This is a genomic window from Pseudomonas sp. R151218B TE3479 (genome assembly GCF_053629195.1).
This window is the reverse complement of sequence record NZ_JBRJHV010000001.1, coordinates 3,718,009-3,733,474: the sequence shown is the minus strand read 5'-3', so window position 1 is coordinate 3,733,474 and position 15,466 is coordinate 3,718,009. Positions and strand designations below refer to the sequence as shown.

General features: G+C 62.9%; 12 protein-coding genes and 1 pseudogene. 12 read left to right on the top strand and 1 reads right to left on the bottom strand.

Going from position 1 to position 15,466, the window contains the following annotated elements; genetic code table 11:
* Window positions 1–6 precede the first annotated feature (6 nt).
* The 9 genes from AB7M32_RS16530 (at window position 7) to AB7M32_RS16490 (ending at window position 12,381) form a co-directional block, all read left to right on the top strand.
* Window positions 7–1,854, top strand: a complete 1,848-nt coding sequence (locus AB7M32_RS16530) for an IucA/IucC family protein (protein ID WP_454250580.1) — start codon at window positions 7–9, stop codon at window positions 1,852–1,854.
* Between the two features lie 16 nt (window positions 1,855–1,870).
* Entirely contained in the window at window positions 1,871–3,115 is a 1,245-nt protein-coding gene (locus AB7M32_RS16525) for an MFS transporter (protein ID WP_454250579.1), read from the top strand.
* 15 nt (window positions 3,116–3,130) lie between these two features.
* On the top strand, window positions 3,131–4,315 hold the full coding sequence (locus AB7M32_RS16520) for an aminotransferase class V-fold PLP-dependent enzyme (RefSeq protein WP_454250578.1): 1,185 nt from the start codon (window positions 3,131–3,133) through the stop codon (window positions 4,313–4,315).
* Window positions 4,316–5,317: 1,002 nt separating this feature from the next.
* Window positions 5,318–5,833, top strand: coding sequence for a sigma-70 family RNA polymerase sigma factor (locus tag AB7M32_RS16515; RefSeq protein ID WP_072405012.1), 516 nt, complete (start codon window positions 5,318–5,320; stop codon window positions 5,831–5,833).
* Window positions 5,834–6,811: a FecR domain-containing protein gene (locus AB7M32_RS16510; protein ID WP_454250577.1), complete on the top strand. Its 978-nt coding sequence runs from the start codon at window positions 5,834–5,836 to the stop codon at window positions 6,809–6,811.
* 99 nt (window positions 6,812–6,910) lie between these two features.
* The gene (locus tag AB7M32_RS16505) at window positions 6,911–9,322 is read left to right on the top strand and encodes a TonB-dependent siderophore receptor (protein ID WP_454250576.1); all 2,412 of its coding nucleotides are present in this window, start codon (window positions 6,911–6,913) and stop codon (window positions 9,320–9,322) included.
* A gap of 64 nt (window positions 9,323–9,386) precedes the next feature.
* Window positions 9,387–10,574 (top strand): ABC transporter substrate-binding protein, encoded by a 1,188-nt coding sequence (locus AB7M32_RS16500; RefSeq protein WP_454250575.1) that lies wholly within the window; start codon window positions 9,387–9,389, stop codon window positions 10,572–10,574.
* Complete coding sequence (locus tag AB7M32_RS16495; protein WP_454250574.1) at window positions 10,571–11,632, top strand: FecCD family ABC transporter permease; 1,062 nt, start codon at window positions 10,571–10,573, stop codon at window positions 11,630–11,632. The genes AB7M32_RS16500 and AB7M32_RS16495 overlap by 4 nt, the downstream gene beginning before the upstream one ends.
* Window positions 11,626–12,381 (top strand): ABC transporter ATP-binding protein, encoded by a 756-nt coding sequence (locus AB7M32_RS16490; RefSeq protein ID WP_454250573.1) that lies wholly within the window; start codon window positions 11,626–11,628, stop codon window positions 12,379–12,381. Before AB7M32_RS16495 ends, AB7M32_RS16490 begins: the two co-directional genes overlap by 7 nt.
* A gap of 25 nt (window positions 12,382–12,406) precedes the next feature.
* Here the strand turns inward: AB7M32_RS16490 and AB7M32_RS16485 are convergent.
* Window positions 12,407–12,499 (bottom strand): annotated as a pseudogene (locus AB7M32_RS16485) (hypothetical protein); the annotation flags it as partial.
* Between the two features lie 97 nt (window positions 12,500–12,596).
* Here AB7M32_RS16485 and AB7M32_RS16480 point away from each other — a divergent pair.
* The 3 genes from AB7M32_RS16480 to AB7M32_RS16470 are packed head-to-tail and all read left to right on the top strand — an operon-like array spanning window position 12,597 to window position 15,443.
* Window positions 12,597–13,394 (top strand): MipA/OmpV family protein, encoded by a 798-nt coding sequence (locus AB7M32_RS16480; protein ID WP_454250572.1) that lies wholly within the window; start codon window positions 12,597–12,599, stop codon window positions 13,392–13,394.
* Window positions 13,394–14,080 carry a response regulator transcription factor gene (locus tag AB7M32_RS16475; RefSeq protein WP_454250571.1) on the top strand — a complete coding sequence of 229 codons (687 nt, stop codon included), beginning with the start codon at window positions 13,394–13,396 and terminating at the stop codon, window positions 14,078–14,080. Before AB7M32_RS16480 ends, AB7M32_RS16475 begins: the two co-directional genes overlap by 1 nt.
* Entirely contained in the window at window positions 14,073–15,443 is a 1,371-nt protein-coding gene (locus AB7M32_RS16470) for a sensor histidine kinase (protein ID WP_454250570.1), read from the top strand. Before AB7M32_RS16475 ends, AB7M32_RS16470 begins: the two co-directional genes overlap by 8 nt.
* Window positions 15,444–15,466: the final 23 nt, after the last annotated feature.

Sequence of the window (15,466 nt, the reverse complement as noted above, 5' to 3'; positions counted from 1 at the left end):
ACCGATATGGATGACTTCAAGACACTGGTCACTTATTCACGCAAAAACGCCATGCGACGCTTGGTTCGCTGCCTGTTTGCCGAGAACATCCTGGACCGTTCGGCCCTGAGCTTTTCCGCGGACGGCAGCGAGGCGACCTACCCGTTGAAAAATGCCCGGGCCCAGCTGTTTTTCTCGCAGATTACCCTGGCCCCCGCTGACACCTTGATCAGTGACGGCGACGTGGTCCTGCTGACCGACGAAGGCGTACGCCAAGTCATTCACAGCCATCAGGACTTGCTGGACGTGCTGCGCGACAGCTTCGACTTCGAACCCAGCGACGAAGGCGTGGCCGGCCTCAAGTCGGACATGGAAAACAGCCTGATGAACGATGCCCACGCCCGCCAGCATCGCCAGCAATGGAACGCGCGCCTGGCCCAGGCCGCCGAAAGCCACGGGCTCGCCAGCCTGACCGACTACTTGCGCCGACACACCAGCACCAAGGACGCCGCGATCCTGTTGGACCAATGGGGGTCGCTTGAAGGCCATCCGTATTATCCGACCTGGAAATCCCGTCCAGGCCTCAGCGATGCGGAAGTCGAACAACTGTCCCCCGAGTTCAACGCCCAGGTCCCCCTGCGCATCGCCGCGTTGCGCGCCGACATGGCCAAAAGTGAGAGCATGCCCCACGTCACCAGCTACCACCGATGGTTCGCCAGCAACTTCCCGGCGCAATGGGCACAATGGACCGCCGCCCTCAATGCCAAGGGCCTGGACGAAAACCAATGGCTGCCGCTGCCCATCCATGCCTGGCATCTCCAGGCCTACGTACTCAAGACCTTTGCCGCGGAAATCGAAGCCGGCATCCTGATCACCGAGGGCCCCGACCTCCAGACCCTGCCGACCATGTCCTATCGGACCATGATGCCGGTGCTGGACGCGACTGCGCCGCTGATCAAGTTGCCCATCGCCGTGTGGATGACCAGCGAGCTTCGCAGCCTGCAAGCCAAGTCGATCCACATGGGGCCGCGGATCAGCACGGTAATCACGAAAATCCTCGCCGCCGAAAACGGCTTCGACCAGCGCCTGGAGATCTTCCCGGAAGAGATCGGCGTACGGTACCGCAACGCGATCACCCAGGACGATGCTCCCGGACGACACCTGTCAGTGGTCTATCGCGCCAGCCGGGCGGCTTTCGAACGCAACGACGATTGCCTGCCCATCACCGTGGCCTCGCTGTTCACCCGCCTGCCCGGCGGTCGCCCGCTGTTTACCGATCTGATCGAGCGCGATGGGGCTCGGGCCGATGCCCAGGGCGTTGAAGACTGGTTCCGGCAGTACGCCGCCGTGGTCACCCACCCAGTGGTCGCGATCTACCTGATGTACGGCATCGGCCTCGAAGCCCATCAGCAAAACACCATGGTGCTGTTTGCCCCCGACGGCAAAGCGCGTAGCCTGCTGATCCGCGATTTCGGCGACGGCAGGACCTACGCGCCCCTGCTGGAGGCACGCGGGTACACCTTGCAACCTCATGTGCAGCCGGGCATCTTGCCGACCGTGTTCGTGGAAGATATCGAGCCGGTGCGCATGTTCGTGCTCGACGCGGCATTCCTCACTCACCTGCACGAGATCGCCTTGTGGCTGACACGGGAATACGGCTTGGACGACACACGACTGTGGCGTGTGTTGCGCGAGGAAACCGAGGCGGCGTTCGAAGCCGTGCGCGAGCGTGTCGCCGCGCCATTGTGGGAGGCTGAACGCCAGGCGTTCATCCACGACCCGTGGCCGACCCGGTCGTTGCTGCGCATGCACCTGTTGCAATACTCCAACTATCGTTTACAGCACACGCTGACCAACCCGCTTGCGAGCGTTTAACCACCGAGGCTGAGTCATGTCCCACGCAGGTGCCATCCAGGGTTCGAACGTCAGAATCCTGATTTACCTTCTATTCGCGATCCAGCTCATCTCCATGGGCGCGATGGAAATGAGCGGGCCGTTCTGGCCGGTCCACCTGCGCGGGCTGACGTCCTCGGAGTCGGTCTTCAGCTTCGCCAGCATCGCCGTGTATGTCGGGCCGATGCTGGGCATCATTCTGACCAGCGCCTTCTGGGGTCGTATCGGTGATCGCTACGGTCATAAGTTGATGATGATCCGCGCCCTGGCGGGCCTGTCATTGACCCAGCTCGGGCTGGCGCTGTGCAGCGATATCTGGGTCATCCTGGTGCTGCGCTTCCTGCAGGGCGCCTTTGCCGGGTACATCGCCCCGGCCCAGGCCTATGGCGTCAGCATCGAAGCCCCCTCGCGACGGGCGCGGCTGTTCGCGATCCTGCAAATATCCACCAACGTCGGCTCATTGCTCGGCGCGGTGGTCGGGGGCCTGATCCTCGACTATGCCACCTTCTTCTGGATCAACATCATTGCCTCGGCCCTGTGCGCGGTGTGCACGGTGGTGGCCGCCGTGACCTTGCCGGACGTGCCACCGGTGAAAAAAGCCGCGACCAGCCAGGCCCCGACGACCGTGAGCCGTACCGACAGCGTCTGGCAAGGATCGCCATTGTTGTCGTTGCTGTGGGTCATGGGCATCCTGCTGTTGGCCCGGATGCTGCCACAGACCTCATTCTCGTTGTATGTGAGCTCGGTATTCGACGTCAGCAACTCGGTGGTCGGCCTATGCTACGGCTTGCTGGCGCTGGGTTTCATCCTCTCGGCCACGGCCTGGTCGCGCTATTTCGAGCACCGTACCCAGCAGGACACCTTGCACCGCATCATCTACGTCGTGCTCGGTTGCATCGCCCTGACCGCCCTGGCGGGGGTCACGCGCAATGCCATCGTCTTTGTCGTCGTCTATTTCATCTGGGGGGTGCTGCTGGGGGCTACCACGCCGGTGCTGATGGCGTTGATCTCGAAATCCGCCGACAGCGCGCGCCAAGGCCAGGTGCTGGGCATTGCCCAGGGCACCGCGCAGTTCGCCTCGATCGCGGGCATCTCGGCCGGTGGGTTGCTCAGCCAGGTCTACGGCTTGCAGTACACCTATCTGTTCGTTTGCCTGGCCTATGTGTTGGCACTGATTCCCATCGTCGCCTTGCGGTACTGGCCCGCGAGCCTGCAAGCCAGCCCCGCCCCGCCCGGGGACTGATCAAGGAGTTTCCCTTTGAACATTGAACAACTGCGCGCCGATACACCCGGTGTCGCGCATCTGGTCCATTTCAACAACGCCGGTGCGGCACTGATGCCTGAACCGGTGATCGAGGCCGTGACCAACCACCTGCAACGGGAGGCGCGCCTCGGTGGTTACGAGGCCGCCGGGCAACAGGCCGCGGCGCTGGACAATGTCTACAACGCCATTGGCCGCTTGATCAACGCCCAGCCCGATGAAATCGCGGTGATCGAAAACGCCACCCGTGCCTGGGACATGGCCTTCTATTCGTTGCCGCTGCGGCCCGGCGATGTGGTCCTGACGTCCACCACCGAATACGCCGGCAACTACATCCCCTACCTGCAATTGAAAAAACTCCGCGGTATCGAGTTGCGGATCATCCCCAACGATGAGCACGGCCAAGTGTCGCTGCCGGCCCTCAAGACGCTGTTAGAGGATGATCGCGTCGCCTTGGTGTCCTTGCCGGTGATTGCCACCAACGGCGGACCGGTCCAACCCGTCGAACAGATCGGCGCCCTGGCACGGGCCGCCGGGGTGCTGTTTCTGCTCGATGCCTGCCAGGGGGTCGGGCAAATGCCGATCGATGTGAAACGCATCGGCTGCCACATGCTCGCCGCGACCAGCCGCAAGTACCTGCGTGGCCCCAGGGGCATGGGTTTTCTCTATGTCGAAAAGGCCCTGTGCCAGAACCTTGAGCCGGTTTTTCTCGACCTGCATGCCGCCTCGCTGCAGACACCTGACACGTTCAGCCTGCGTGGCGATGCCAAGCGCTTCGAGAACTGGGAGTGCAACGTGGCGGCCAAGCTGGGGCTCGGCGCGGCGGTGGACTACGCACTGGCCCAAGGCATCGAGCCGATGTGGCAGCGCATCCAACACCTGGCCAACCATTTGCGCGAACGCCTGGCGGTGATTCCGGCGGTCACGCTTCAAGACCAGGGCACGCTCCAATCCGGCATCGTAACGTTCACCCACCGACACGGCAGTGCGACACAGGTCCAGCAATGGTTGGCGGGCCAGGCCAAACGGATCAACGTCAGCACCTCGACGTTCCGCTCGACGATGCTCGACATGCAGCAACGCGACTTGCTGGAAGTCAGCCGCGCCTCCGTACACGCCTACAATACCGAAGCTGAAATCGACACCCTGGCGGCCGCGCTGACGCACCTGCCGCGCACCTGAGGGATGGTTCAGGGCTTTGCTCAAAAACGGTGGAAGCGAGCTTGCTCGCGATGGCGCCGGCACAGTCAACATCCCCGCAAGCTGACACACCGCTATCGCGAGCAAGCTCGCTCCCACAGGAGATTCAGGGTGTGTCTCAAATCTCATAATCATCCCGGAAAACGGTGGGAGCGAGCTTGCTCGCGATGGCGCCGGCACAGTCAACATCCCCGCAAGCTGACACACCGCTATCGCGAGCAAGCTCGCTCCCACAGGAGATTCAGGGTGTGTCTCAAATCTCATAATCATCCCGGAAAACGGTGGGAGCGAGCTTGCTCGCGATGGCGCCGGGGCACAGTCAACATCCCCGCAAGCTGACACACCGCTATCGCGAGCAAGCTCGCTCCCACAGGAGATTCAGGGTGTGTCTCAAATCTCATAATCATCCCCGAAAACGGTGGGAGCGAGCTTGCTCGCGATGGCGTCGGCACAGTCAACAACCCCGCAAGCTGACACACCGCTATCGCGAGCAAGCTCGCTCCCACAGGGGATTCAGGGTGTGTCTCAAATCTCATAATCATCCCCGAAAACGGTGGGAGCGAGCTTGCTCGCGATGGCGTCGGCACAGTCAACAACCCCGCAAGCTGACACACCGCTATCGCGAGCAAGCTCGCTCCCACGGGGGATTCAGGGTGTGTCTCAAATCTCATATTCATCCCGGAAAACGGTGGGAGCGAGCTTGCTCGCGATGGCGTCGGCACAGTCAACATCCCCGCAAGCTGACACACCGCTATCGCGAGCAAGCTCGCTCCCACAGGGGATTCAGGGTGTGTCTCAAATCTCATAATCATCCCGGAAAACGGTGGGAGCGAGCTTGCTCGCGATGGCGTCGGCACAGTCAACATCCCCGCAAGCTGACACACCGCTATCGCGAGCAAGCTCGCTCCCAATCGATGCCGCTTGCGTCGCGAGCAAGTTGTCCTTTAGCATTGGGAATACTTCTCAATTGCAAAAAACGCAGCCATGAGCGAAACCCTGCCCGCGAACAACGACCAGCATCTGCGCGTGATCGAAGACCTGTACGCCGGCCATCACGGCTGGCTGTACAACACGCTGAAGAAGAAGCTGGGCAACGCCATGGATGCGGCGGACCTGGCGCAAGATACCTTCACACGCATTCTCGCCTCCCAAGTCACGGCCATTGACCAGCCCCGGGCCTACCTGAGCTGCGTGGCCAAGGGCATTCTCATCAATTGGTATCAGCGCAAGGCCCTGGAACGTGCCTACCTGGAGGCGCTCGCGCATTTGCCGGCCCAGGAAGTGCCGTCCCCTGAATTGCGCTTTCTGGTGCTGGAAACCCTGCACGAAATCGACGCCATGCTCGACACCCTCCCGGCGCCGGTCAAGCGGGCATTCCTGCTGTCGCAGATCGGCGGCCTGAAATACGACGACATCGCCCAACAGCTGAACGTCTCGCTGATCACGGTCAAGCGCTACATGAAGCAGGCATTCGTACAGTGCCTGATGCTGGTGGAATGAATGCTCACTCGTCGCCGTGAGCCGCCGCTCGACCCCAAGGTCCTCGAAGAAGCCGCCGAGTGGCTGATGCGCTTGAGCGAAAGCGACCTCAGTGACACCGAGCGCGCCGAATGGGAATGTTGGCGGGCCAGCAGCCCCGAGCGCGGTCGGGCCTGGTCTCGTGCGCAATTGCTGCAAAGCAAGCTCGGCGGCTTGCCACGCGCATTGGCGATGTCGGCGCTGGATCGCCCAAGCAGCCCCGAACGGCGCGCGGCCCTCGGCAAACTGGCGTTGCTGCTGGCAGCGGTGCCTGTCGGTTGGGGCAGCTGGAAACTGGCGCAATCGCAGCAGTGGTCCGCCGACTACCGCACCGCCATCGGCGAGCGCCGCGAGTTGACCCTGGCCGACGGCTCTCACCTCACCCTCAATACCGGCACGGCCATCGACGTACTGTTCGACACCCGGCAGCGGCTCCTCCATGTGCGCGAAGGGGAAATCCTGGTGCAGACCGCGCCGGATGCCTCACCACAGGCTCGACCGTTCCTGGTCAGCACCCGCGAGGGCCGGATGCAGGCCCTGGGTACGCGGTTCATCGTGCGCCAACTGCCATCGCGCACCCATCTGGCGGTACTCGAAGGCGCGGTGCGGATTGAGTTGACCGAGGCTCGCCAGGCCGCGCCGCTCATCGTCAACGCCGGACAGCGCACCGACTTCTCGTCCCAGGCCTCCGGCCCGTTGACCCCGACGGATCGCCACGCCAGCGCCTGGACCCAAGGCATGCTGATGGCCGACAGGATGCGCCTGGCGGATTTCGCCGCCGAACTGGCGCGTTATCGCCGGGGCTTCGTGCGTTGCGATCCGGCCATTGCCGAGCTGCGGGTGTCCGGCGCTTTTCCCATCAGCGATACCCAGCGCACGCTCAACATGCTGGTGCAAACCTACCCGGTCCTGGTCACCGGTCATTTGAGCGGTTACTGGGTGACGCTCTCCCCGGCCTGACCCCACAAAAATTATTTGCTGCTCGGGTGATACTTTTTTTGATCTCAACTGGCAAAGAAAGGAATAACCATTTCATCTCGTCCATAGGGTCATCCATCCATGCTCGTTGCACGGCCCCTGCGTCCGGATCGTCCGTCCAAGCCCGTCATGCGCAGTGTGCTGTTGAGCCTTGCGCTGAGCACGGTCACCGGGTCGTTCGCCTTCGCCGCCGTGCCCGCGCAACTGGAAGCCGTCGCTCCCCGCACCTATGACATCGCCCCGGGGCCGCTCGGCCCTGCCCTGTCGCGCTTTGCGGTGACCGCCGGCATTGCCTTATCGTTCCAGCCCTCGATCACTGAGGGCCTGGTCAGCCCGGGGCTTTCCGGCACTTATCCGGCAACGCAAGCACTCACCCATTTGCTGGCCGACAGCGGCGTGGAAATGGTTGCCCGTGACGATGGCAGCTACACACTGGTGCTGCGCCAGGTGTCCCTGCCGCAGATCAGCGTCGACGCCGCCGGCAGACGCAGCAGCGGCCTGCCACCTACCGACGCCAACGGCCAGGTCGCCCGCGGCGCACGTCTCGGCCTGCTGGGCAACGCCGATGTGATGGATGCACCGTTCAGCGTCAGCAGCTACACCTCGACGATGATCAGGGATCAACAGGCGACCACCGTGGGCGACTTGCTGGAGCGCGACGCTTCGGTGCGCTCCACGGGCCAGGCGGGAGGCATCGTCGACTCGTTTTTCATCCGCGGTTTTCCGCTGGGGGAAGGCAACCTCGGGGAGTTGGCTTTCGACGGTGTGTATGGCGTGGCGTCCAATTACCGGGTGTTCACCGATTACGCCGAGCGCATCGAACTGGTCAAGGGGCCCGCCGCGCTGCTGTATGGCATGTCGCCCAACAGCGCCGTGGGCGGAGTGATCAACGTGGTCCCCAAGCGCGCCCTCGACGAGGACCTGACCCGATTCACCAGCCGCTACGCCACGAACTCGCAACTGGGCGGCCACCTCGACGTCAGTCGGCGCTTTGGTGAAGAACGCCGGTTCGGAATCAGGCTCAACGGTAGCCTGCAGCAGGGTGACACGGCCATCGACAAGCAGTCCCGAGACGTCAGTACCGGCGCCATGGCCCTGGATTACCAAGGGGATCGCCTGCGCATGACCCTGGACCTGATCAGCCAGGATGAAAAATTCGACGCCGCCTCCCGCCCTTTCCTGATCGACTCTGGCGTGCAAATCCCCTCCGCCGCCAACGGCCGCACCAGTGTCAGCCAGGACTGGGGGCGCTCCCGGGCCCGGGACAAGTCGGCGTTACTGAGTGGCGAGTACGACCTCAGCGACAATCTGACCCTGTTTGCCCACGCCGGCGGCGGAAAATCCGAGGTCGAGCGCATGTCCGACCAGACCCCGACCATCATCAACGCCGCCGGCGATACGTCGTCGGTTCCCGGTTATTACAAATTCAACGTCCAACGCTACACCGTCGATGCCGGCGCGCGCCTGGGCTTCGACACCGGGCCGGTCAGCCACCGCGCGGTGCTGCAAGTCAGCCGTTATCGCGATGAATTGTCCCGGGGCATTATTTCCGGCCCCGCCATCCTCTCGAACATCTATCACCCGGTCGACCGACCCAGGCCCAACCTCGCCGAACCTCACACGCCAAAAGTCTCCGAGAGCGAACTGTCGGGCGTCGCCCTGGCCGACACCTTGTCGGTGCTCGATGAACGCCTGCAAGTCACCCTCGGGTTGCGCCGGCAAAACATCCAGTCGGACAACTACAACGCCACCGTCGCCACCCCGTCCTACGACAAAACCAAGATCACACCACTGCTCGGTATCGTCGCCAAGCCCTGGGACCATGTCGCGCTGTACTACAACTACATCGAAGGCCTGAGCAAGGGCGACATCGCGCCGTCTGCCGCCACGAACGCCGAAGAGGTTTTTTCACCCTACATCTCCCGCCAGCAGGAGATCGGGGTCAAGGTCGACTACGAACGTTTCATGGCCACGCTGGCGCTGTTCCAGATCAAGAAACCCAGCGGTGAATTGTCGTCCGGGGTGTTTTCGGTCCAGGCCCAGCAACGCAACCGTGGCGTGGAACTGAACCTGTCCGGAGAGATTGCCCGGGGCACGCGCCTGCTCGGCGGCGTGACGCTACTCGATGGGGAACTGACCCGCACCAGCGTGACCGCCAACCGCGGCAATACACCAGTGGGCGTCCCCAAGGTCCAGGCCAACCTCTGGGCCGAATGGGACACCCCGGGCATCGACGGGCTGACACTGACCAGCGGTGCGATCTACACCGCCAGCCAGTACGTCGACCAGGCCAACACCCAGGAACTGGATGCCTGGACCCGCTTCGATGTCGGTGCCCGCTATGCCACGCGCATTGCCGAACGCCCCACGACATTTCGCGCCACGGTGCAGAACGTCTTTGACCGCGCCTATTGGTCGGGGGTCGCGTCCTATGGCGCGTTTTCCCAAGGCGCACCGCGCACGCTGTTGTTATCCGCCACCGTTGATTTCTGAAACCTGCGGGTCGGGGCGGCGACTTGCGCCGTTGTCCGGTCCGGCTTTTGTAAAGGCATGAACCATGGTTACCGTTTTTCGCCGCCCTCACACCCTTGCCGCCCTGCTGTTCGCCGGGCTGCTCGGTGTGTCGTTTCTTTCGCTGACGCCTCGCAACGCCCTGGCCGCCGAGGCGGACCCCGCCCTGGGCAGCGTGACCGACCTGCTCGGGCGCCAGGTCAAGGTCCACCTCCCGGTCAGGCGGGTGATCCTCGGCGAAGGTCGCCAGCTGTACCTGGTGGCGGCGCTGGACACGCAAAATCCCATCGAACGCATTGTCGGTTGGCGCAAGGACCTGATCCAGTCAGACCCGGACACCTACGGCGCCTACCTGCGCAAGTTTCCCGAGATTGCCAAGATCCCGACCTTCGGCGGGTTCGAGGACGGCACCTTTGACATCGAACAGGCGATCTCCCAGCGTCCGGATGTAATCATCCTCAATATCGAAGCCCAGCACGCCACCGAGGATGCGCGCTACATCGAGAAGCTCGACGCCTTGGGCATCCCGGTGGTCTACGTCGACTTTCGCAACAACCCGATGCAGAACACCGAGCCGACCATGCGCCTGTTCGGCCAACTGTTCGGCAAGCAAGCCCGTGCCGAAGCCTTCATCGATTTTCGCAACCAACAGATTCGACGGGTCACCGACGTCATTGAAGCACGCCACCCCGCCCGGCCCAAGGTCTTCATCGAGCGCATCGGCGGTTACACCGATGATTGCTGCCTGAGCTTCGGCAACGAGAATTTCGGCCTGTTCGTCGAAATGGCCGGTGGCGACAACATCGCCAAAGGCATCATCCCCACCACGTTCGGCCAGTTGAATGCCGAGCAAGTGGTAGTCGCCAACCCGGCGCAGGTGGTGGTCACCAGCGCCAACTGGGAAGCCTTTGCACCCGGTGGCCATTGGGTCGGCGTCGGCCCCGGGGCGGACATGGCCCAAGCCAGGAAAAAACTGGCGTGGTACACCCAGCGACCGGCCTACGCCGGCATCAAGGCCCAGGACGACCAGGCGTTCCACGCCATTTGGCACCAGTTCTACAACAGCCCCTATCAGTTCGTGGCCATCCAGCACTTGGCCAAGTGGTTTCACCCGACGTTGTTCGCCGACCTGGACCCGGACGCCTCGTTCCGTCAATTGCACGAGCAGTTCCTGCCGGTCCCTTATGAGCCGGGTTACGCCGTCAGCCTGGACCAGACTGAGGACAAGCCATGACGTCGTTGAACGAAACCCTGATGATGCAGCGTGACACCTACCGGCGCCTGGTGCTGCGCAAGCGGCTTATTCTCGGGGGACTCACGCTGTTGCTGATCTGCAGCGTCCTGCTCGATCTGGCCCTCGGGCCGGCACGCTACAGCCTCGACGAAGTGCTCGGCGCGCTGTTTTCACCGGACAGCGCATCGCCCCAGGTCCGCGTGGTGATGTGGGACATCCGCCTGCCCGTGGCGCTGATGGCCGTTGCGGTCGGCGCCGCGTTGTCGCTGGCCGGCGCGCAGATGCAGACGATCCTCAACAACCCGCTGGCCAGCCCGTTCACCCTGGGCATTTCCGCCGCCGCCAGTTTCGGTGCGGCCATGGGGCTGGCGTTTGGCGTGGCCTTGTTCCCGCTGGCGGCGCAGTACATGGTGCCGGTGAACGCGTTCATCATGGCCATGCTGTCGGCATTGCTGATCCACTTCCTGAGCCTGCGCCGCGGTGTCACCGCCGAGACCATCGTGCTGCTCGGCATCGCCCTGGTGTTCACCTTCAACGCGTTGCTGGCGCTGGTGCAATTCTTCGCCACCGAGCAAGCCGTGGCCGCCGTGGTGTTCTGGACGATGGGCAGCCTGACCAAAGCCACCTGGCCCAAGCTCGGGGTGATCTGCCTGGTGATTCTGGTCACCCTGCCGATTTTCGCCCGGCGCGCCTGGGCCTTGACCGCGCTGCGGCTGGGGGACGACAAGGCCGCGAGTTTCGGCATCAACGTGCGCAGCCTGCGCTTTCAGACGCTGATCATGGTCAGCCTGCTCGCCTCGTTCCCGGTGGCGTTCGTCGGCACGATCGGCTTCATCGGCCTGGTCGGCCCGCACATCGCGCGGATGCTGATCGGTGAAGACCAAAGGTTCTTCCTGCCGGCGTCCTTGTTGACCGGTGCACTGATTCTGTCCGCCAGTTCGGTGATCAGCAAAACCCTGATCCCTGGGGCCATTTTCCCTATCGGCGTGGTGACGTCGCTGATCGGCGTGCCCTTCTTCATATCCTTGATTCTCGGCGGGAAGAAAAACTCATGGTAACGATCCGGCTGGAGAATCTCGGGGCCCGCTATGGCCAGCGCACGGTCATTCACGGCGTGACCACGGCAGCTTTTGTCGGCGGCCAGGTGGTGGCGGTAGTCGGCCCCAACGCGGCGGGCAAATCCACCTTGTTCAAGCGCATGGCCGGATTGATCGACGGCCCCGGGCAGGTGGTCTTGGAGGGCTCGAAAAAGGGACCGCAGGGCATCAGCTACATGCCCCAGGGCTTGAACGCCAGCGCCCGGTTGACGGTGTACGAGTCGGTGCTGCTGGCGCGCAAGCAGCTCACGCCGGGCTGGGTCGTCCATGATGATGAACTGAAGCTGGTGGACGACATACTCGCCGCGCTGGGCATCACTGAGTTGTCGTTCCGTAATCTCGGAGAGCTCAGCGGCGGACAGCAGCAACTGGTGTCGATCGCCCAGACCCTGGTGCGCGAACCGGAAATCCTGTTGATGGATGAGCCGACCAGCGCCCTGGACATGCATCGGCAAGTCCAGGTGCTGAATTTCATGCGGGCCCTGGCGCGCCAACGCCAGGTCATTGTGTTCATCGCCATCCATGACCTGAACCAGGCGCTGCGCTTTGCCGACCAAGTGCTGGTCATCGCCGACAACACCGCCCAGGGCAGCGGCCCGAGCGCCGAGGTGATTACCGAGTCGATGCTGCGCCAGGTCTACAAGGTCGAAGCGCGGATCGAGCAGTGCAGCCGCGGCGAGCGCCACATCCTGATCGACGATATCGTTTGAACGCACAGCCGGGCCTTGCACAAGGCCCAGGACTTACCTGGATAACCAGGCCCACGATCTCGTTCACGTTACGATTGATGTCCTCGGACACCGCGCTCTGCTCTTCGGCTGCGCAGGCCTCAAGGTCAAGCTTTCGACAAATAACCGTAAGTATCCGGTAAGGGAAAACGCTCAACGATAGGCACGCATTTCATCCTGTCCCGTTGGAGCACCCCATGCATTTGCTGCGCTTAGCCGTTTCAACAATCCCGAGCCTGATCCTACTCACTGCGACCACGTCAGCGCTGGCCGCCCAGGCCACCGAACCTGAAACCGCCGAACCGTCTCCATCCTGGGGGCTGGGGTTCGGCGCCATCAGCAGCCAGCAGCCCTATACCGGTATCGATCGCGACAACAAGGCGATACCGCTGATCTACTTCGAGAACCAATACCTGCAGGTGTTCGGCCCCAACGCCGAGGTCAAGTTGTCGCAGGTCGAGATCAACGACACCCAGCAGATCGATTTCAGCCTCGTGGGCCAGTACGATTTCAGTGGCTATGATGTCGATGACTCGCGGGTTTTCGATGGCATGAGCGACCGTAAAAGCAGCTTCTGGGCCGGAGCAAAAGTGCAGTGGCACACCGACTGGGCAGACGCGCACGCCGAGTGGCTGGGGGATGTATCGGGCAACAGCAAGGGGCAGCGTTTCAACCTGGGCCTGGAGCGGACCTGGCGGCTCGATGACCATGTCACCCTCACGCCCCACGTAACGGCGATGTGGCAGGACAAGAAATACGTCGATTATTATTTTGGCGTGCGCGACAGTGAAGCCCGCATCGATCGCGCGGCCTATGATGGCAAGTCCGCCTTCAATACCGAATTTGGCGTCCGGGGAAACTACATGTTCGATAAGCACCACTCTGTGTTCCTCGATATCAAGGCAACCCGCTTCGCCAATGAGATCAAGGACAGCCCGCTGGTAGATCGTTCTACCGACAACAGCGCGCTGTTCGGCTACCTGTACCGCTTCTGATGAGCCGCATTCTGTTGGTCGAGGACCACGAACGCTTGGCCCTACTGGTCAGCACGGGATTGACGAACGCTGGGATCGCCGTCGATGTGATCAACCGCATGGACGGTGCATGGGCGGCCATCCAGCGGGTGCCCTACCAGGCGCTGATTCTCGATCGCGGCTTGCCGGACGGCGACGGGCTTGTCTTGTTGAAGCGCCTGCGCAGCGCCGGGCTTGGCTTGCCGTGCCTGGTGCTCACGGCACGGGATGCCCTGCATGATCGGGTACAGGGGCTCGATGCCGGTGCCGATGACTATCTGCCCAAGCCGTTTGCCATGGATGAAATGGTTGCCCGGGTGCGGGCTTTGCTGCGACGCCCCGTGGACTGTCGCCCACTGGCGCCCAGCCACGGAGACCTGAGCCTGCAACCCGATACCGGCACTATGTGTTGTGCGAATGAAAGCATTACCCTGGCGCCGGCGGAAATGCAGATCATGTTGCTGCTGTTGCGCAAGCCTGGGGAAGTCGTCCGCCGCCCCAGCATAGAGGCGGCGGGCTGGGGCTTGAGCGAGGCGGTCACGCCGAACGCCCTGGATGTGGCCCTGCACCGTATCCGCCGCAAGCTGCTTGCCATCGGCTCCCGCCAACGCATTGTCAACCTGCGAGGTCTCGGTTATGCGCTCCGCCAGGTCGACGTGGTTGAGTAGCCTCAGGTTCAAGGTGCTGCTGGCCTATATTGCCGGCGTGGCGCTGAGCATTCTGTTGATCGTGTCGGCGGCGTTGGCCCTGGTCAGCTCACAGAGCGACATCCTGTCGGTCATGAACATGGCCGAACGCACCCAGGAACTGGCGGAGAAACTCCAGTTCGATGCTGGCGGACGCCCGGTCGGACTCGACCCCAGCGAGGCGGATCGAATCTGGACCTTTGACAGCATGGGACAGGAGATCGGCTACCGTGTGCTGGATGCCTCGGCAAGCGTGGCCCTGGCGTCCACCGACGCGACCTTCTGGCCGGCGAGTGCCTCGCTGCGCCCTCTGGAGCATGAACCGTTCAAGTTCGAGCGCCAGGGCATCTTGATGTACGGTACCACCGCGCCAGTCGAACACGACGGCCAGACCTGGTTCCTGCAGCTTGCCGTCAGCGAACGGTTGATGGACCTCTTTCACGGGGCCTTCGCGCTGCCCTTCATGGGGGCCGGCATCGTTCTGTTCAGCCTGCTACTGCTCTTCGTCTTTGGCGCCTGCGCCTATGTCATCCTGGGTTATACGCTCAAGCCCTTGCGCGAAGTGTCCGAGTCGGCCGCGGCCATCTCGCCTCGCTCGCTGCATTCGCGCTTGCAGGTCAGCAGCGTCCCGTCCGAAATCGTGCCACTGGTGGACAGTTTCAATCGGGTCCTCCAGCGCCTGGAAAATGGCTACCGGATCCAGCAGGAATTTCTGGCCACAGCGGCGCACGAGCTGAAGACCCCGCTGGCGCTGATACGCGCGCAGATCGAATTGATGGCAGACAGTCCCGATCGCAACGCGCTCCTCAACGACGTGGCCCACATGACCCGCCAAGCCCAGCAACTACTGCTGTTGACCGAAACCAGTGAGGCCCAGAACTATAGGTTTGCCGCGGTCGAACTGGCCGATGTTGCAAGGGAGGCCACCGATTATTTGCAGCGCATGGCCGAAGCCGTCGAGGTGCGCCTGGTACTGGCCGAGGATTGCACGGGCGCTGCCCCCTGGCAGGCTGATCGCAGCGCCCTCTTCACCTTGCTGAAAAACCTGCTGGAGAACGCCCTCCAACACGCCCCTCGAGGCACGGAGGTGCGAGTGGACATCGGCAGGGATCACCTGAGCGTACGCGATTGGGGGCCCGGGGTTGATCGGGAGCAACTGCCCCAACTGTTCGTGCGCTTCTGGCGCGGCCCCCATCGCCGCGACCATGGCGCCGGCCTGGGCCTGACGATCTGCCAGGAAATCGCCCAGGCTCATGGCTGGACGCTTTCAGCCATGAGAGCGGAACCGGGCTTGCTGCTTCAGTTGTCTCGACGGGAACACGCCAGCGACCCCGCCCGGGCTTGAACAGAGCGGGGTCGAACCGGGGT